The sequence below is a fragment of the Streptomyces sp. CA-250714 genome, assembly GCF_050936705.1.
Taxonomy (GTDB): domain Bacteria; phylum Actinomycetota; class Actinomycetes; order Streptomycetales; family Streptomycetaceae; genus Streptomyces.
The window spans coordinates 2,666,402-2,684,242 of the sequence record NZ_JBNJMI010000002.1; the positions used below are offsets into that span (position 1 = coordinate 2,666,402).

At 71.3% G+C, this 17,841-nt stretch carries 12 protein-coding genes and 1 pseudogene; 8 read left to right on the forward strand and 5 right to left on the reverse strand.

From position 1 onward, the window contains the following. Positions 1 to 155: 155 nt before the first annotated feature. Complete coding sequence (locus tag ACQEU8_RS30830) at positions 156 to 653, forward strand: NUDIX domain-containing protein (RefSeq protein WP_433106888.1); 498 nt, start codon at positions 156 to 158, stop codon at positions 651 to 653. 16 nt (positions 654 to 669) lie between these two features. Further along, positions 670 to 900, forward strand: a complete 231-nt coding sequence (locus tag ACQEU8_RS30835) for a hypothetical protein (protein WP_433106890.1) — start codon at positions 670 to 672, stop codon at positions 898 to 900. A 57-nt stretch (positions 901 to 957) separates the two neighbouring features. Here the strand turns inward: ACQEU8_RS30835 and ACQEU8_RS30840 are convergent, their stop codons facing one another. Both ACQEU8_RS30840 and speB read right to left on the reverse strand, forming a co-directional pair. Further along, on the reverse strand, positions 958 to 4,809 hold the full coding sequence (locus tag ACQEU8_RS30840; protein ID WP_433106892.1) for an ABC transporter ATP-binding protein: 3,852 nt from the start codon (positions 4,807 to 4,809) through the stop codon (positions 958 to 960). 498 nt (positions 4,810 to 5,307) lie between these two features. After that, positions 5,308 to 6,300: an agmatinase gene (gene speB / locus ACQEU8_RS30845; RefSeq protein ID WP_433106894.1), complete on the reverse strand. Its 993-nt coding sequence runs from the start codon at positions 6,298 to 6,300 to the stop codon at positions 5,308 to 5,310. 112 nt (positions 6,301 to 6,412) lie between these two features. Here speB and ACQEU8_RS30850 point away from each other — a divergent pair, with 112 nt between their 5' ends. Then, positions 6,413 to 7,237: a phosphatase gene (locus ACQEU8_RS30850; RefSeq protein ID WP_433106896.1), complete on the forward strand. Its 825-nt coding sequence runs from the start codon at positions 6,413 to 6,415 to the stop codon at positions 7,235 to 7,237. Here ACQEU8_RS30850 and ACQEU8_RS30855 read toward each other — a convergent pair. From ACQEU8_RS30855 to ACQEU8_RS30865, 3 genes and pseudogenes are all read right to left on the reverse strand, one after another. Beyond that, positions 7,204 to 8,125 (reverse strand): annotated as a pseudogene (locus ACQEU8_RS30855) (acyl-CoA thioesterase). The gene ACQEU8_RS30850 and the pseudogene ACQEU8_RS30855 overlap by 34 nt on opposite strands. Before the next feature lie 76 nt (positions 8,126 to 8,201). After that, positions 8,202 to 9,359 carry an acyl-CoA dehydrogenase family protein gene (locus ACQEU8_RS30860; protein ID WP_433106898.1) on the reverse strand — a complete coding sequence of 386 codons (1,158 nt, stop codon included), beginning with the start codon at positions 9,357 to 9,359 and terminating at the stop codon, positions 8,202 to 8,204. Positions 9,360 to 9,497: 138 nt separating this feature from the next. Next, positions 9,498 to 10,202 (reverse strand): SACE_7040 family transcriptional regulator, encoded by a 705-nt coding sequence (locus tag ACQEU8_RS30865; protein ID WP_433106900.1) that lies wholly within the window; start codon positions 10,200 to 10,202, stop codon positions 9,498 to 9,500. 188 nt (positions 10,203 to 10,390) lie between these two features. On the opposite strand from ACQEU8_RS30865, the gene ACQEU8_RS30870 reads away from it, so the two are divergent. The 5 genes from ACQEU8_RS30870 to ACQEU8_RS30890 all read left to right on the forward strand — a co-directional run bounded on the left by ACQEU8_RS30870 (position 10,391) and on the right by ACQEU8_RS30890 (position 17,675). Further along, complete coding sequence (locus tag ACQEU8_RS30870) at positions 10,391 to 12,052, forward strand: carboxyl transferase domain-containing protein (protein ID WP_433108843.1); 1,662 nt, start codon at positions 10,391 to 10,393, stop codon at positions 12,050 to 12,052. A 77-nt stretch (positions 12,053 to 12,129) separates the two neighbouring features. Beyond that, a complete protein-coding gene (locus tag ACQEU8_RS30875; protein WP_433106902.1) occupies positions 12,130 to 14,304 on the forward strand; it encodes an acetyl/propionyl/methylcrotonyl-CoA carboxylase subunit alpha in 2,175 nt (724 codons plus the stop codon). Then, positions 14,301 to 15,425, forward strand: a complete 1,125-nt coding sequence (locus tag ACQEU8_RS30880) for a hydroxymethylglutaryl-CoA lyase (protein ID WP_433106904.1) — start codon at positions 14,301 to 14,303, stop codon at positions 15,423 to 15,425. Before ACQEU8_RS30875 ends, ACQEU8_RS30880 begins: the two co-directional genes overlap by 4 nt. Positions 15,426 to 15,427: 2 nt before the next feature. After that, positions 15,428 to 16,600, forward strand: coding sequence for an acyl-CoA dehydrogenase family protein (locus ACQEU8_RS30885; protein WP_433106906.1), 1,173 nt, complete (start codon positions 15,428 to 15,430; stop codon positions 16,598 to 16,600). A 160-nt stretch (positions 16,601 to 16,760) separates the two neighbouring features. After that, entirely contained in the window at positions 16,761 to 17,675 is a 915-nt protein-coding gene (locus tag ACQEU8_RS30890; protein ID WP_433106908.1) for a DUF4429 domain-containing protein, read from the forward strand. Positions 17,676 to 17,841: the final 166 nt, after the last annotated feature.

The window sequence follows — 17,841 nt, forward strand, 5'->3', positions numbered from 1 at the left end:
CCCTCCCCTTACTTCGCCAAAAGTCGTCGCGAACCTATCGGCGTCGGACCGGCACCGCCAGACCCTGGCACCGGCCGGGCGTACGGAATACGGAAGGGCACGCACCGCTCAGCGGTGCCAACGGCGCTGTCGTCGGCCGGGGTTACGCTGCCGCCATGACTGATCCCGCCACCCCGCCGACGCCCGCCCCGCTGGCCACGGGCCCGCGCGGGATGCGGCTGCTCTCCTTCCACCGCGAAGAGGAGGACGCCCGTTTCCCGGACGCACCCGTCGGCTATGTCCTGCTGGCCGTCCGGCACGCGGGCAGACTGCTGATGGTCCACGTCCGCAGCCGCGCCTGCTGGGAGCTGCCCGGTGGCGGCATCGAGGAGGGCGAGAGCCCACGCCAGGCTGCAGCACGCGAACTGCGCGAGGAGACCTGCCAACTGGTCGATCCGACAGCGCTGCGCTTCGCCGGCTTCGCCCGCACCGCGCTGGGGCCCGAGCAGCGGGTGCTCTACGGTGCCGTCTACACCGGCGAGCTGACCGAAGTGCTGCCCTTCACTCCGACCGACGAGATTTCCGCCATCCACTGGCGCACGGGTGAGGAACCGCTGCCCTATGGGGAGGTTCAGACAGTGGACGAATATGTGGTCGGCCTCTGCGGCGACTGAGGCGTAGATTCAGCGCATGCCACAGCCACATGGATTCGCCTACGAGCAACGCGACGGAGGGACGACCGTGGTGATCACCCACCACGGCCGCCCTGTCACCATCCTGCGCGGGTCACGCGCGGCGCGCTTCCTCCAGGAGGTCGCCGCGGGGGACCCCCAACTGGTGATGGCCCGCTGGACGGGCAACTACAAGCGCGGCAACGAGCGTTTTGCGCGAGAGCACCCGCGCAACAGCCGCTCGCTCTGAGCTGCCGTCCGCCGCCCCTCCCGCTCCTGTCGGAGCGTCACGCTGACGTGCTCGCCCTCAGACGCGGGACGGGCTCGGATGGGTGCCCTGCCCCGCGAACGTACGCCACAGCTCCGCGTAGCGTCCGCCGCGTGCCACCAGCTCCTGGTGCGTGCCGTCCTCGACGACCCGCCCGTGGTCGAGGACCACCACCCGGTCGGCACGCGCGGCAGTCGTCAGCCGATGTGCCACCACCAGCGTGGTGCGCGACCCGGCCAGCCGGTCCGTCGCCTGGTTGACCAGCGCCTCGGTCGCCAGGTCGAGCGCCGCGGTCGCCTCGTCCAGCAGCAGAATGGCGGGGTCCACCAGTTCGGCCCGGGCCAGCGCGATCAACTGCCGCTGCCCGGCGGAGAGATTGCGGCCCCGCTCGTCCACCTCGTGCAGATAGCCGCCCGACAGGGAGGCGATCATGTCGTGCGCTCCGACCGCCCGTGCCGCGGCCTCCACCTCGGCGTCCGTCGCGTCCATCCGCCCGTAGGCGATGGCGTCCCGCACGGTGCCCGGGAAGAGGTACGACTCCTGGGGCACCACCCCGAGCCGGTGCCGGTAGCCGGTCAGGTCGATGTCGCGCAGGTCCTGGCCGTCGACCAGCACGGCGCCCTCGCTCGGGTCGTAGAACCGGGCGACGAGCTTGACCAGGGTGGACTTGCCCGCGCCGGTCTCGCCGACGAAGGCGACGGTCTGCCCGGCCGGGATGGTCAGCCGGACGTCCGAGAGCGCTTCCTCGTCCCCCTGCGCACCGGCCGGGTCGGCGGTGGCGTAGCGGAAGTTGACGTCCCGGAACTCGATCCGGCCGCGCAGTGCGGTCAGCTCCCGCGGGGACGCCGCCGCGGGTGTGCTGCTCTCCTCGCGCAGCAGCTCCTGGATGCGGCGCAGTGAGACGGCTGCCTGCTGGTACCCGTCGAAGACCTGCGAGAGCTGCTGCACCGGTGCGAAGAACAGCTCGATGTAGAGCAGATAGGCCACCAGCGCGCCTGCCGTCAGGGTGCCGTTCTCGATCCGTCCGGCGCCGACGACCAACACTGCCGCGGTCGCCACGGAGGCGAGGAGCTGCACGAAGGGGAAGTAGACGGAGATCAGCCACTGGCCGCGCACCCGCGCCCGGCGGTAGCCGTCGCTGCGGCGCTCGAACTGCTCGGCGCCGCGCTCCTCGCCCCGGAACGCCTGCACCATCCGCAGCCCGGCCACCGACTCCTGAAGGTCGGCGTTGACCACGCTCACCCGCTCGCGGGCCAGTTCGTACGCCTTGACGCTCTGCCTGCGGAAGAAGACCGTCCCGACGACCAGCAGCGGCAGTGTCGCGAAAACGACCAGTGCCAGCTCGACGTCGAGCACCAGCAGAGCACCGAGTATGCCCAGGAAGGTGAAGAGCGAGACGACAGCGGTGACGAGACCCGTCTGCAGGAACGAGGACAGTGCGTCCACGTCGGTCGTCATACGGGTCATCACGGCGCCCGCCAGGTGCCGTTCGTAGTAGTCGAGGCCCAGCCGCTGCAACTGCGCGAATATCTTCACCCGCAGGGCGTACAGCACACGCTCCCCGGTGCGCCCGGTCAGCAGCAGCGAGCCGACCTGCGCGGCCCACTGGGCGACGACCACAGCGAGCGCCAGTCCGGAGGCGACCCAGACGGCACTCAGCGCGCCCTTCTCCACTCCGTCGTCGATGCCGTGCCGGATCAGCACGGGCAGCAGCAGCCCGAATCCGGCGTCCAGTGCGGCGAAGACGAGGGCGACCAGCAGGGCCGTACCGAAGCCGCGCAGCAGCCGGCGCAGCCCGTAGGAGTCCTCGCGCCGCTCCGCTTGTTCCTCGTCAATGTCCGGGGTGTCGTCGGCGGGCGGCAGCGCGGCCACTCTGGCGAGCAGTTCGGGGCTGCCGGGCAGACCCGCGAGTTCGGCACCGAAGCTGCCGGGCTGTCCGGCCTGCGCGGCGGCGGTGCCGGTGCTGCCGGCCGGGGCCGTACCGTCCGCTTCCGGTGCCTGCTCGCGCACCCACAGCTCGGGCGTGACCCCGTCGACGGTGTCGTGCGCGTCGTGCACCGCCATACCGGCCGGGTCGCGCTCCACATCGCCGAGTTCGTCCGGGTCGGTCAGCAGCCGGCGGTAGAGGGCGCAGCGCTCGGTCAGCTCCTCATGGGTGCCGATATCGGCCAGCCGCCCGTGCTCCAGCACCGCGATGCGGTCGGCCAGCGCGAGGGTGGACTGCCGGTGCGCGATCAGCAGCGTCGTACGCCCTGCCATGACCTCGCGCAGCGCCTCGTGTATCTCGTGCTCCACGCGCGCGTCCACGGCCGAGGTGGCGTCGTCCAGGAGCAGCAGGCGCGGGTCGGTCAGCAGGGCGCGGGCGAGCGCGATGCGCTGGCGCTGGCCGCCGGAGAGGGTCAGTCCCTGCTCGCCGACGGTGGTCTCGTAGCCGTCGGGCAGCTCCTGGATGAAGCGGTCCGCCTGTGCGGCCCGGGCGGCGGCGCGGATCTCCTCGTCGGTGGCGTCAGGTGCGCCGTAGGCGATGTTCTCCCGGAGGGAGGAGGAGAACAGGAAGGGGTTCTCGGGGACGAGGCCGATGGCGGAGCGCAGCGAGTCCAGCGTCAGATCGCGTACGTCCTGGCCGCCGACGCGCACGGCTCCGCCCGTCACGTCGTAGTAGCGCGGCAGCAGCATGGAGACGGTGGACTTTCCGCTGCCGCTGGCGCCCACCAGTGCGACGGTCTCGCCGGGCTCGATGCGCAGGCTGAAGCCGTCCAGTACCGGGTTGTCCGGTGCGTAGCCGAAGGTGACGTCTTCGAACTCGACGGACGCGTCGGCGGACTTCGGCAGGGCGCGCGCGTGCGGGCTCTCAGCCATCTGCGGCTCGGTGTCGATCAGGTCGTAGACCCGCTCGACGCCTGCCCGTGCCTGCTGTCCGACGGTAAGCATCATGGCGAGCATCCGCACCGGGCCCACCAGTTGCGCCAGATAGGTGGAGAAGGCGACGAAGGTGCCCAGGGTGATCTCCCCGCGGGTGGCCATCCAGCCGCCGAGCGCCAGCATGGCGACCTGGCCGAGCGAGGGCACTGCCTGAAGGGCGGGGGTATAGCGCGCGTTGAGTCGTACGGTGCGCAGCCGCCCGGCGAACAGCTTCCGGCTGATGGCCCGGAGTTTTCCGGTCTCCTGCGCTTCCTGACCGAATCCCTTCACCACGCGGACGCCGGTGATCGATCCGTCCACTACTGAGGCGACCGCACCGGCCTGCTGCTGCGCGTACCAGGTCGCCGGGAAGAGGCGCTTGCGGCTGAGGTTGGCCACCCACCACAGCAGCGGGAAAACAGCCACCGACACCAGGGTCAGCAGGGGGGACAGAACGAGCATCACGACGAGCGCGACCAGGAACAGCAGCACGTTGCCGATCATCATGGGGAGCATGAACAGCAGGCTCTGCACCAGTTGCAGGTCGCTGGTGCCGCGCCCGACGACCTGCCCGGTGGACAGCTCGTCCTGACTGCGGCCGTCCAGCCGGACGATCGAGCGGTACATCTCGGTCCGCAGATCGTGCTGGACGTCCAGCGCGAGCCGGCCGCCGTAGTAGCGGCGCGCGTAGGTCAGTACGTAGATGACGGCAGCGGCGGCGACGAGCAGCCCGATCCACGTCCACAGGCTGCCCTTTCCACCGACGACCACGTCATCGATGATGATCTTGGTCAGCAGTGGAACGAGCGCCATGACGGCCATGCCGCCGAGCGAGGCGCCCAGCGCGAGCACGACCGCACGCCTGTACCGCCAGCAGTACCCGGCAAGCCGCCGGGCCCAGCCCTGCGTATCCGGACTCTCCTTCGTCACGACGTCCCCAGTCCCTTCGCGTCGGGCCTTGTCCCGGCTTCCCTGCGGACAGCCCAACATCGAAGGGTCGGATTTTCATCCCGGAGTGCCCCGGGCCGGGGAGAAGTCGAGGCGGACCCGAGGAGCAGCGGCGACCGAGGAGAAGTGACCGAAGGCGGCCCGGTGAGCTCCATGGCTCTTCCTGGGCCGCCCCGGCCACCGACGGCGCGTCCCTGGGTGCGCGCGGGCCGGCACCCCCCACGAGGCCAGCTCCGCGATCGCTCCGCGCCGTCTTCCCGCGGGATCGCTTGTGCAGTCTGTCGAGAACTTCCACGGAATGCACATCGACCGATCAAAATCAGTAACGTCCCGTATTAAACCAGTGGCAGTCCGTGACTGAGCGGGCGTTTTACCGTGTACCGTCAAGCCCATCCCGACCTGCGCCGTTCGGCATCCCGAACGGGGACAGTTCCCCCCACGGGTACGGGAAACCACCCGAACCCACGCCGGACACCGGAAGGACCCGGTCCCCAAACACGGCCGGAACCCACTCATCCGGACCGCCGCCGGCCGCCTTCGTCAGCCGCGAGCTGCCGCGATCTGCCGTGTCATCAGGGTCGTGAGCTCGTACGCCGTGTGCGAGGCAGCCACCGAGGTGAGCTCCGCGTGGTCGTAAGCGGGCGCGACCTCCACCAGGTCTGCCGAGACGAGATTGCAGCCGGACAGACCGCGCAGGATCTCCAGCAGCTCCCGCGAGGTGAGCCCGCCCGCCTCCGGAGTGCCCGTCCCGGGCGCGTGCGCGGGGTCGAGCACATCGATGTCCACCGAGACATACAGCGGACGGTTGCCGATGCGCTGCCGCAGCTGGTCGGTCACCTCGTCCACGCCCCGCCGCATCACATCGGCGGAGGTGACGATGCCGAAGCCCATCTTGGCGTCGTCGTCCAGATCGCGCTTCCCGTACAGCGGCCCCCTGGTGCCCACATGGGAGAGCGCCGAGGTGTCCAGCAGTCCCTCCTCGACCGCACGCCGGAAGGGGGTGCCGTGGGTGTAGGCGGCGCCGAAGTAGGTGTCCCAGGTGTCCAGGTGCGCATCGAAGTGCAGCAGTGCCACGGGTCCGTGCTTACGGGCCATCGCGCGCAGCAGCGGCAGCGCGATGGTGTGGTCGCCGCCGAGCGTCATCAGCCGGGCGCCGCTCTCCAGCAGGGAGCCGGCCGCCTCCTCCACCGTCTCGACGGCCTCGTTGATGTCGAACGGGTTGACGGCGATGTCCCCGGCGTCCGCGACCTGCGCCAGCGCGAAGGGCGCGGCGTCCTGCGCCGGGTTGTAGGGCCGCAGCAGCCGCGACGCCTCCCGGATGGCGTTGCCGCCGAAGCGGGCGCCGGGACGGTAGGAGACGCCGGTGTCGAACGGGACGCCCACCACGGCGACATCCGCGCGGCCATCCGTCTCATCGATCCGCGGCAGCCGCGCGAAGGTCGCGGGGCCCGCGTAGCGGGGCACCCGGGAGGAGTCGACGGGGCCACGGGGCGTCGGAACGCTGTCGGAGGGAGGTATTTCGCTGCTGGTCATACCCCCGAGCGTAGGCGGAACCGTTCCGTCCGCCGTTGGACGGTCCGCAAGGGCGTACGCCGCCTTTTGGACACTCCGTCCATCGAGCGACCGTACGAGCCACAATGGTCACATGTCACAGCCTCTCTTGCCCGTGTCGCTGCCCCTGCCGCTGCCGGAAGCGCCCTCCCGTGACGAGCTGACCAGCCACTTGGTGCGCACCCGGATCGCGGGGGACGTCGCCACGCCGCGGGAGAACAATCTGTCCCACTACCGCAAGCTCGCCAACGGCGACCGCCACTACTGGCTCGGCCTGGAGCTGGGCGAGCGCTGGGCGGACGAGCAGGACGTGCTGGCGGTGATGGCCGAGCGCTGCGGCGTCAACGACGACCCGGACTACCGCACCGGCCAGGACACCATCGACCCGGAACTGACCATGGCCGCGCTCGACCGCGCCGCCGCCGAGCTGCGCAAGGCGGCGGAAGGGCGCAGCAGAGTGCTGTTCGCCACCGGTCACCCGGGAGCGCTGCTCGACATGCACGGCACTCTCGCCACCGCGCTGCGTGCGGCGGGGTGCGACATCGTCCGCACCCCGCTGCGCGTCTTCGCGGACGAGGGCGTCATCGTGCAGTTCCAGGGCGTCGCCGTCTACGAGCGGGGCGCCTCTCTGTGGCACACCCACTCCCCGGAGCCGATGGCGGGTGTGCTGCACGCCCTGGAGCAGGCCGGGGAGCCGCTGCCCGACCTGGTGGTGGCCGACCACGGCTGGGCGGGCCGCGCGGCACAGCACGGGCTGACGACCGTCGGATTCGCCGACTGCAACGACCCCGCGCTCTTCCTGGGCGAGGCGGAGGGCACGCTGGAGGTCACCGTGCCGCTGGACGACCATGTGGTCGACCCGCGCTTCTACGAGCCCATGACGGCCTACCTGCTGGCCGCGGCGGGGCTGGCCGGCTGACCGCCGCTCTGCCCCCGCGGGATCCGCACGACCCTGGATGACGGAGACGACCAGCCGTCCGTCCCGGGTGAAGATCCTGCCCTTGGCGAGTCCCCTGCCGCCCTGCGCCGTGGGTGACTCCTGGTCGTAGAGCAGCCACTCGTCCGCGCGGAACGGACGGTGGAACCACATGGCGTGGTCCAGGCTGGCCCCGACCACGTCACCGACCGCCCAGCCGCCCCTGCCGTGCGCGAGCAGCACGGAGTCCAGCAGCGTCATGTCCGAGACATAGGTCGCCAGACAGATGTGCAGCATCGGGTCGTCCAGCTCGCCGTCCAGCTTCCCGTTGGTGCGGAACCACACCTGGGAACGCGGCTCGCCCGGCCTGCCGACCCTGCCGAACGGCGGCTCCTCGACGTACCGCAGATCGACCGCGGCCCGTGCCCGCAGCAGCCGCTCGGGCACCTCGGGGTCGGCGAACAGCTCCCCGTACCGCGGAAGGATCTCCTCCGCGGTCGGCAGCGTCTCCGGATCGGGCGCCTGAGGCATCGGCTCCTGATGCTCCATCCCTTCCTCGTGCACCTGGAACGAGGCGGACAGATGAAAGATCGGCTGCCCGTGCTGAACGGCCACCACCCTGCGCGTGGTGAAGGACCGCCCGTCGCGTATCCGGTCCACTGTGTAGACGATGTGCGCACCCGGATCGCCGGAACGCAGGAAATACGCGTGCAGGGAGTGCGGCAGACGCCCCGCGGGCACCGTGCGGCAGGCGGCGACGAGTGCCTGGGCCGCGACCTGGCCGCCGAAGACCCGGGGGACGACGGCGGGGCGGCTGCTGCCGCGAAAGATGTCCTGCTCGATCCGCTCCAGATCGAGCAGATCGAGCAGGGACGTCAGTTCTTGGCTCATGTTCCTGATTCTGCCGAGGGGGGCTGCGGCGCGAACTCGGCGCTCACCGGCCCGTGGTCCGGCACACTCACCTTGCTCACAGCCCCATGGACTTGGCGACGATGGAGCGCATGACCTCGCTGGTGCCGCCGTAGATGCGCGAGACGCGGGTGTCGGCATACAGGTTGGCGATCGGGTACTCCAGCATGTAGCCGTAACCGCCGTGCAGCTGCAGGCACTTGTCGATGACCCGGGCGGCGAGCTCGGTGGTGAACAGCTTGGCGGAGGCGGCGTCCGCCGGCGTCAGCTCGTCGGCGTCCAGCGCCTCCAGAGCGCGGTCCACGACGGCCTCCATCGCGTCCACATCCGCCTTGCAGTCGGCGAGCACGAACTTGGTGTTCTGGAAGGACGCCACCTCCTTGCCGAAAACCGTCCGCTCCTTGACGTACTGGTGGGCGAAGCGCACAGCAGCCGCGGACATCGCGTAGGCACCTATCGCGATGCCAAGCCGCTCCTGCGGCAGATTGTGGGTGAGGTAGGAGAACGCCTTGCCCTCCTCGCCCAGCAGGTCCTCCACGGGCACCTTGACGTCGGTGAAGGACAGTTCGGCGGTGTCGGAGGAACGCAGCCCGAGCTTGTCGAGCTTGCGGCCGACCGCGTAACCCTCGCTCTTGGCGTCCACGACGAGGATGGAGATGCCGCCGCGCCGGTCCTCGGGGGACGGGGGCGCGGTACGAGCGCAGACCAGCACCCGGTCGGCCTGGACGCCGCCGGTGATGAAGGTCTTGGCGCCGTTGAGGATGTAGTGCGTGCCGTCCTCGGAGAGCTTGGCGGTGGTCTTCATCCCGGCCAGGTCGGAGCCGGTGCCCGGCTCGGTCATGGCGATGGCGGTCATCATCTCGCCGGAGACGAAGTCGGGCAGCCAGCGCTTCTTCTGCTCCTCGTTGCCGTACTTGAGCAGATACGGCAGGCACAGCGCGGTGTGCACGCTGGAGCCGCCGAAGCTGACCCCGGCCCGGGCGCACTCCTCGGTGATCACGGCGTTGTACTTGAAGCTGGTCTCGCCGGCGCCGCCGTACTCCTCGGGGACCTCGATACCGAAGACGCCCAGTTCACCGAGCTTCTTGTAGAACTCCTTGGGCACATAACCCTGCTCGGCCCACTGCGGGTAGTAGGGCACGACCTCCGCCGCGATGAAGTCGCGGATCGTCTGGCGGAACGCTTCGTGGTCCTCGTTGAACACCGTGCGGCGCACAGCACGCCTCCTCGTCCGAGCAGTCTTGGCCATGGCTAAGCGCTTGCTCAGCCCATGGGAGCCAAAGCTACCGAGCAGTCAGGTCAACTGTCCAGGGCAGCCCTGATCCGTACCGCGCTGCGGACCGGCACGCTCCGCCTATTCGGCGCGCTCGGCGGGACCGGTGTACTCGACGGGGCCGGTGTACTCGACCCGCTCGGCGGGCCGTGCGGACTCGGCGCCCTCGCCGCGCTCCCGCGGTGCCGCGGCCGAGAGGGCGCCGCGCGCCAGGCGGTGCAGCAGCGCGGCTGTCGTCTCCCGGTCGGGCAGCGCCGAGGGGCCGCTCAGATGCGGCGTCGAGTTCAGCAGCCCGAAGACGGTGTGCACCGAGACCCGGGCCTCCAGCTCGGTCAGCTCCGGATACACCGCGCGGACGGCGGAGACCCACAGCTCGACGTACTGCCGCTGGAGCTTACGGACCTGCTTGCGGTCCGCCTCCCGCAGCCGGTCCAGCTCACGGTCGTGGAGGGTGATCAACTCCCGGTCGTCCAGCGCGAAGTCGATGTGCCCCTCGATCAGCGCGTCCAGCGCCGCCTGCGGCGGTAGGCCCGCCGCCGCGGACTCCTCGGATCTGCGCCGCCCCCCTTCGTAGAGCCGCTCGCTGATCCCCACCAGCAGCTCGGCCAGCATCGCGTCCTTGCCCGCGAAGTGGCGGTAGAGGCCCGGGCCGCTGATACCGACGGCGGCTCCTATCTCGTCGACACCCACCCCGTGGAAGCCACGCTCGGCGAAGAGGCGTGCGGCCTCCCGCAGGATCTGCTCCCGTCGGCTGGGTGCGGCCGTGCCGGCCGTCCTCGTGCTCATGCGGACCATTCTAGACAGCCGCGTTAGTGAGCGTTAACCTAGAGGCATCGAGTTAACGACGACTAACTCACGAGGGCCGTCGCGGTGGCTCGTGGTGCGCTTGCGCCGGATGTGCGGTGGCGTGGCGCGCGGCTTGTAGTGGTGGTGTCGTGCGAGCAAGGGGGCTGGCCGAATTGGACGAGCGAACGGTGCGGGACGTGAGCGGGCATGGGCCCGCGGCGCCACGCCTGGTGAGCGCCCTCGATCCGGGTTCGGACGCCGCTGCGGAGAACCGCAGGGCCCATCGCGAGCTGGCCGGGCAGCTCCGCGAGAAGCTGGCGCGCGCCCGGCTGGGCGGCGGCGCCCGGGCCCGCGAGCGGCACACGGCACGGGGCAAGCTGCTGCCGCGCGAGCGGGTGGACGCCCTGCTGGATCCCGGCTCCCCCTTCCTGGAGCTCTCGCCGCTGGCGGCGGACGGGATGTACGAGGACGCGGCGCCGGCCGCGGGAGTGATCGCCGGTATCGGCCGGGTCTCAGGGCGTGAGGCGGTGATCGTCGCCAACGACGCCACGGTCAAGGGCGGCACCTACTACCCCATGACGGTCAAGAAGCATCTGCGTGCTCAGGAGATCGCCCTGGAGAACCGGCTGCCGTGCCTCTATCTGGTCGATTCGGGCGGCGCCTTCCTGCCGATGCAGGACGAAGTCTTCCCCGACCGCGAGCACTTCGGCCGGATCTTCTACAACCAGGCCCGGATGTCCGCCGCCGGCGTCCCGCAGATCGCCGCCGTCCTCGGCTCCTGCACAGCGGGCGGCGCCTATGTACCGGCGATGAGCGACGAGGCGGTGATCGTGCGCGAGCAGGGCACGATCTTCCTGGGCGGCCCGCCGCTGGTGAAGGCCGCCACCGGCGAGGTCGTCACCGCCGAGGAGCTGGGCGGCGGTGAGACACACTCCCGGATCTCAGGCGTCACCGACCACCTGGCCGAGGACGACGCGCACGCGCTGCGCATCGTCCGCCATATCGTCGCCACCCTGCCCGCACCCCCGGCCGCCGCGGCCCTCCCCTGGGCGGTGCGAGCTGCGGAGGAGCCGGCCCTGGACCCAGCCGGGCTCTACGACGTGGTGCCGGTCGACTCCCGTACGCCCTACGACGTGCACGAGGTCATCGCCCGCCTGGTGGACGGCTCCCGCTTCCAGGAGTTCAAGGCGGAGTACGGCACCACGCTCGTCACCGGGTTCGCCCATATCCACGGCCACCCGGTCGGCGTGGTGGCCAACAACGGCATCCTCTTCTCCGAGTCGGCCCAGAAGGGCGCCCACTTCATCGAGCTCTGCGACCAGCGCGGCATCCCGCTGCTCTTCCTCCAGAACATCTCCGGCTTCATGGTCGGCAAGGACTACGAGGCGGGCGGCATCGCCAAGCACGGCGCCAAGATGGTCACCGCCGTCGCCTGTGCCCGGGTGCCGAAGCTGACGGTCGTGATCGGCGGTTCCTACGGTGCCGGCAACTACTCGATGTGCGGCCGGGCCTACAGCCCACGCTTTCTGTGGATGTGGCCGAACGCCAAGATCTCCGTGATGGGCGGCGAGCAGGCCGCCTCGGTGCTCGCCACCGTCAAGCGGGACCAGTTGGAGGCGCGCGGCGAGGAGTGGAGCGCCGAGGAGGAAGAGGAGTTCCGCGCCCCCGTCCGCGCGCAGTACGAGACCCAGGGCAACGCCTACTACGCCACTGCCCGGCTGTGGGACGACGGGGTGATCGATCCCCTGGAGACCCGCCAGGTGCTGGGGCTGGCGCTGACCGCCTGTGCCAATGCCCCCCTGCCGCACCGCGATCCGGAGGCGCCCCGGTTCGGCGTCTTCCGGATGTGAGGGGGCGGGAGATGACACAGCCGAGCGCTGAAGACGAGGCCAGGAGCGACGGGGTCGTGAGGGCGAGGAGAGGGCCGATGTTCGACACGGTGCTGGTGGCCAACCGCGGCGAGATCGCGGTGCGGGTGATCCGTACGCTGCGCAGGCTCGGTATCCGGTCCGTCGCGGTGCACAGCGACGCGGACGCCGATGCCCGCCATGTGCGGGAGGCCGACACCGCCGTGCGGATCGGCCCCGCGGCGGCGGTGCACAGCTATCTGAGCGCGGACCGGCTGCTGGAGGCGGCCCAGCGCAGCGGCGCCCAAGCCGTCCACCCGGGGTACGGATTCCTCGCGGAGAACGCGGTGTTCGCGCGGCGCTGCGCGGAGGCGGGGCTCGCCTTCATCGGGCCGCCGGCAGCAGCCATCGAGCTGATGGGCGACAAGATCCGCGCCAAGGAGACGGTGCGCGAGGCGGATGTCCCGGTGGTGCCTGGCTCTTCGGGCACCGGGCTGACCGACGCCGAACTGGCCGTCGCGGCACGGGAGACGGGCCTTCCGGTGCTGCTCAAACCATCGGCTGGTGGCGGCGGCAAAGGCATGCGGCTGGTGCGCGACGAGGCGGCACTGCCCGACGAGATCGCCGCCGCGCGCCGCGAGGCCAGCGGCGCGTTCGGCGACGACGGCCTGTTGGTGGAGCGGTGGATCGACCGCCCCCGGCACATCGAGATCCAGGTGCTGGCGGACGGGCACGGCAATGTGCTGCATCTGGGAGAGCGCGAGTGCTCCCTCCAGCGCCGCCACCAGAAGATCATCGAGGAGGCCCCCAGCCCGCTGCTGGACGCGGCGACGCGGGAGGCCATGGGCCGGGCCGCGGTGAACGCGGCACGCTCGTGCGGATATCGGGGCGCGGGCACGGTGGAGTTCATCGTGCCGGGCGACGGATCCGGGTCGTACTACTTCATGGAGATGAACACCCGGCTCCAGGTGGAGCACCCGGTCACCGAGTTGATCACCGGGCTGGACCTGGTGGAGTGGCAGCTGCGGGTCGCCGCCGGGGAGCCGCTGCCCCTCGCGCAGGAGGACATCACCCTGGACGGGCACGCGGTGGAGGCCCGGATCTGCGCGGAGACCGCACGCCTCGCGCCGGGTGCCCAGGACGGCCGGGTGGACTTCCTGCCCTCGGCAGGGCGGGTGCTGCTGCTGGAGGAGCCGCGGGGCGAGGGCGTACGCACCGACTCCGGGCTGATCGAGGGCACGGAGGTGGGCACGACCTACGACCCGATGCTCGCCAAGGTCATAGCTTGGGGCCCCGACCGTGCCGCGGCACTGCGCGGGCTGCGGGCGGCGCTGGCGCGGACGACGGTGCTGGGGGTGGACACCAACACGGCGTTCCTGCGCGCTCTCCTGGCCCACCCCGAGGTCGCCTCCGGCGAGCTGGACACCGGCCTGGTGGACCGCGCGGCAGCCGGGCTGCTGCCCGTCGGCGTGCCTGACGAGGTGTACGGCGCGGCAGCGCTGCTGCGCCAGGCGGCGCTCACCCCGGACACCGGCGCCGCGCAGCCGCCCACCGCGACCCCTGGCGTTGCCCCCGGCCCGGGAGAGGGGACCACCGGCTGGGTCAGCCCCTTCTCGGTGCCGTCCGGGTGGCGGCTCGGCGGGCAGCGGGCCTGGACGGTGCACCATCTGCGGGTGCCCGGCCGCGATCCGGTGGCGGTGCGGGTCCGCCCGGCCGCGCCGGACGGCAGGCGTCCCGAAGGTCCCCCGCCGCCGGGCGAGATGGAGGTCAGCGTCGGCGGCGCCACCCCGGTGCGGGCACGGCTGGCGCCGGGCGCGGCGGCCGACGGTCCGACGGTGCGGCTCGACTGGGACGGGATGAGCCACACCTTCACCCGCGCCCTGTGCATGGACGGCGACACCCCGGGGGTGTGGCTGGGCCGGGACGGCGAAGCCTGGCAGGTGCGCGGCCACGACCCGGTGGCGGACGCCCTGCGGCGGGCCGGGAGCGCGCACGGCGCCGACGCGCTGACGGCGCCCATGCCCGGCACGGTCACCGTGGTCAAGGCAGCCGTCGGCGACGAAGTGGCGGCAGGCCAGAGCCTGCTGGTGGTGGAGGCGATGAAGATGGAGCACGTCATCACGGCTCCGCACGCCGGCCGCGTGGCCGAACTGGAGGTGACGGCCGGCAGCACCGTGGCGATGGACCAGGTGCTGGCGGTGGTGGATCCGTACGAGGACGACGAGCCGGCGGGCGGGACGGAGGCGGCGGGATGACGGACGCGACGACCCCCACGACACCGGGCGGCCGCCCAGGCGGTTCGCCGGACGAACTGCCCATGGCATTCCCCCTCAACGGCCTGCCCGCCCGGGTGCGGATCCATGAGGTGGGCCCGCGGGACGGGTTGCAGAACGAGTCGGCGACCGTCCCGGTCGAGGTGAAGGCGGAGTTCATCGAGCGGCTGGCGGCGGCCGGGCTGAGCACCGTGGAGGCCACCAGCTTCGTGCACCCCAAGTGGGTCCCCCAGCTCGCCGACGCGGAGGAGCTGTATCCGCGGCTGGCCGGGCTGGAGGGGGTGCGGCTGCCGGTGCTGGTGCCCAACGCACGCGGGCTGGAGCGAGCGCTGGCGCTGGGGGCACGGGAGGTGGCGGTGTTCGCCAGCGCCACCGAGTCGTTCGCCAAGGCCAATCTGAACCGCACGGTGGACGGGGCGCTGGAGATGTTCGAGCCCGTGGTCTCCCGTGCCAAGCAGGAGGGCCTTCGGGTACGCGGCTATCTGTCGATGTGCTTCGGCGACCCGTGGGAGGGCCCGGTCCCCGTCGACCAGGTGGTGCGGGTGTGCCGGGCGCTCGCGGGGATGGGCTGTGACGAGCTGAGCCTGGGCGACACCATCGGCGTCGCCACCCCCGGCCACGTCCACGCCCTGCTCGCCGCACTCCGTACCGCCGGACTGCCCGCTTCCCCCGGCGCGGCGTCACCCGGCGTCCCCGGCTCCGCGTCACCCGGCGCCCCAGGCGCCCCGGGCGCCCCCGTGCTTGCCGTGCACTTCCACGACACCTACGGCCAAGCCCTCTCCAACACCCTCGCGGCGCTCCAGTGCGGAGTGACCACGGTGGACGCCTCGGCGGGCGGGCTGGGCGGCTGCCCGTACGCCAGGAGCGCCACCGGAAACCTCGCCACCGAAGACCTGGTCTGGATGCTGCACGGCCTCGGCATCGAGACCGGCGTCGAGCTGGCCCGGCTCAGCGCCACCAGCCGCTGGATGGCCGAGCGGCTGGGCCGCCCGAGCCCGTCCCGTACGGTCCGCGCCCTCGCCGGCACGGCCTCCCCCGACTCTTCCCCGGAGCCCCAGGAGTCCCAGGACGCCCAGGACTCCCCCTCCCCCAAGGAGCAGTGACCATGGCACTCGACCACCGCCTCTCCCCCGAGCACGAGGAACTACGCCGTACCGTCGAGGAGTTCGCCCACGATGTGGTCGCGCCCAAGATCGGCGAGTTCTACGAGCAGCACGAGTTCCCGTACGAAATCGTCCGCCAGATGGGCTCCATGGGCCTGTTCGGCCTGCCCTTCCCCGAGGAGTACGGCGGAATGGGCGGGGACTATCTGGCGCTGTGCATCGCCTTGGAGGAGCTGGCCCGGGTCGACTCCTCCGTCGCCATCACACTGGAGGCAGGGGTGTCGCTGGGCGCGATGCCGCTGTATCTCTTCGGCACCGAGGAGCAGAAGCGCGAGTGGCTGCCGCGGCTGTGCACGGGCGAGATCCTGGGCGCTTTCGGGCTGACCGAGCCGGACTGCGGTTCGGACGCGGGCGGCACCCGCACCACCGCGGTGCTGGACGAGGACACCGACGAGTGGGTGATCAACGGCACCAAGTCCTTCATCACCAACTCCGGTACGGAGATAACGGGACTGGTCACGGTGACCGCCGTCACGGGGCGCAAGGACGACGGCGCGCCGCGTATCTCCACGATCATCGTCCCGTCCGGCACCCCCGGGTTCACCGTCGCGCCCGCCTACTCCAAGGTCGGGTGGAACGCCTCGGACACCCATGAGCTGTCCTTCGCCGACGTCCGCGTCCCGAGGGCCAACCTGCTCGGCGAACCGGGCCGCGGATACGCCCAGTTCCTGCGCATTCTCGACGAGGGCCGGATCGCGATCTCCGCGCTCGCCACCGGGCTCGCCCAGGGCTGTGTGGACGAGTCGGTGCGCTACGCCAACACCCGCAGGGCGTTCGGCCAGCCCATCGGCGCCAACCAGGCGATCCAGTTCAAGATTGCGGATATGGAGATGCGCGCCCACACCGCCCGGCTGGCCTGGCGGGACGCGGCCACCCGGCTGCTGGCGGGCGAGCCGTTCAAGAAGGAGGCGGCGCTGGCCAAGCTGTACTCCTCCGAGATCGCCGTCACCAACGCCCGCGAGGCCACCCAGATCCACGGCGGCTACGGCTTCATGAACGAGTATCCGGTGGCGCGTATGTGGCGGGACGCGAAGATCCTGGAGATCGGCGAGGGCACCAGCGAGGTGCAGCGCATGCTGGTCGCCCGGGAGTTGGGGGTGGGAGTCGAGGCGTAAGGCCGCAGCCCGGCGACAGCCGGACAGGGGGTGCGACGGACCGGGGGGTGGTGACCCCCGCACCTCGCTACCATCTCCTCCCTCCCCCTCCCCCGCCGATCCGTTCGGTGGGTGCGACGGACGGGGTGACCCCCGCACCCCGAGGCTAAATAATCGGGGTATGGCGGAAATCCTCCAGCGGGCCGGGGCATGGACCTTCGACGGGGAGACCGTCAGGATCGTGCCCGGCACCGAGCGTCAGGTGCACCAACTGCGCAAGGCCCTGGGAGAAGTAGCCGTGCCGCTGCGCGCGGTGGCGGGGATCGCCTACGAGCCCGGCGGGCGCAAGGGCGGCAGGCTCCGCCTGCGGCTGCGCGACGGCGCGGACCCGCTCTCCCAGGTGGCCAGCGGACGGCTGCCGGACGCCGCGGATCCGTATCAGCTGGCGGTGGAGAAGGACCGCACGGGTGTGGCCGAGTATTTCGTCGAGGAGGTGCGCAACGCCCTGCTGTTGGAGGAGGTGCCCGACACACCCTCCGACCGCTATCTGCTGCCGGGCCCGCCCGTGCCGCTGACGGCTACTGGCACGGACGGCACTGCCGCCTTCGACGGCGAGCACATCCAGCTGGAGTGGAACTGGATGGCCGAGCAGAGCAAGTCCTCCGCGGGCCCGCGCCGTCTGCTGCTCCAGGAGCTGGAGGGCGTGGAGTGGACCCCGGCGCTCGGCTGGGAGAACGGCAGCCTCCGCTTCCGCCCCAAGGGCACCTACCCCACCCTCAAACCGCAGCACGACCCCAACTGCCTGCTGCTGTGGGGCGTACGGCAGACGAAGGAGACCGGCGGCGCGGTTCTGCTGGCCGCCGCGGTCGTCGCCCGGCTGCCGCACCCGCTGGCGGGGCACACGGCGGAAACGGCAGCCCGGTCCGGGACCGGGGCGAAGGAGCCGGAGTTGAGCGGCCCAGCCCCTCTCCCGGCCACGGCGGACCACGACGGCCTACTGCGGCGGCTGCGGGAGCTGGGTGAGCTGCACAGTGAGGGCGTACTCACGGATGACGAGTTCGCCCTCGCCAAGAAGGCCATTCTCGACCGCTTTTGACTCCCCCTCGCGCCCAAGCCGCCGTCCGCAGCAAGCCGCACACACCATCAGGCCGCGCCCTCCGCTTAGGCCGTGTCCGGCGGATCTTGACCGGCCCTCTTCGTTGTTCCGGTGAGGGGGTGCCCCTGCCCGACGCTTGCGGACTGCGGGTTCATTGTGGCTTGTC

Bases quoted from the DNA above. Each gene is read 5' to 3' on its own strand.
- ACQEU8_RS30865 (WP_433106900.1), bottom strand. From the start codon at position 10,202: ATGAGCACGAGGACGGCCGGCACGGCCGCACCCAGCCGACGGGAGCAG.
- ACQEU8_RS30840 (WP_433106892.1), bottom strand. From the start codon at position 4,809: ATGTTGGGCTGTCCGCAGGGAAGCCGGGACAAGGCCCGACGCGAAGGG.
- ACQEU8_RS30830 (WP_433106888.1), top strand. From the start codon at position 156: ATGACTGATCCCGCCACCCCGCCGACGCCCGCCCCGCTGGCCACGGGC.
- ACQEU8_RS30890 (WP_433106908.1), top strand. From the start codon at position 16,761: ATGGCGGAAATCCTCCAGCGGGCCGGGGCATGGACCTTCGACGGGGAG.
- ACQEU8_RS30875 (WP_433106902.1), top strand. From the start codon at position 12,130: ATGTTCGACACGGTGCTGGTGGCCAACCGCGGCGAGATCGCGGTGCGG.
- speB (WP_433106894.1), bottom strand. From the start codon at position 6,300: ATGACCAGCAGCGAAATACCTCCCTCCGACAGCGTTCCGACGCCCCGT.
- ACQEU8_RS30835 (WP_433106890.1), top strand. From the start codon at position 670: ATGCCACAGCCACATGGATTCGCCTACGAGCAACGCGACGGAGGGACG.
- ACQEU8_RS30850 (WP_433106896.1), top strand. From the start codon at position 6,413: ATGTCACAGCCTCTCTTGCCCGTGTCGCTGCCCCTGCCGCTGCCGGAA.
- ACQEU8_RS30885 (WP_433106906.1), top strand. From the start codon at position 15,428: ATGGCACTCGACCACCGCCTCTCCCCCGAGCACGAGGAACTACGCCGT.
- ACQEU8_RS30880 (WP_433106904.1), top strand. From the start codon at position 14,301: ATGACGGACGCGACGACCCCCACGACACCGGGCGGCCGCCCAGGCGGT.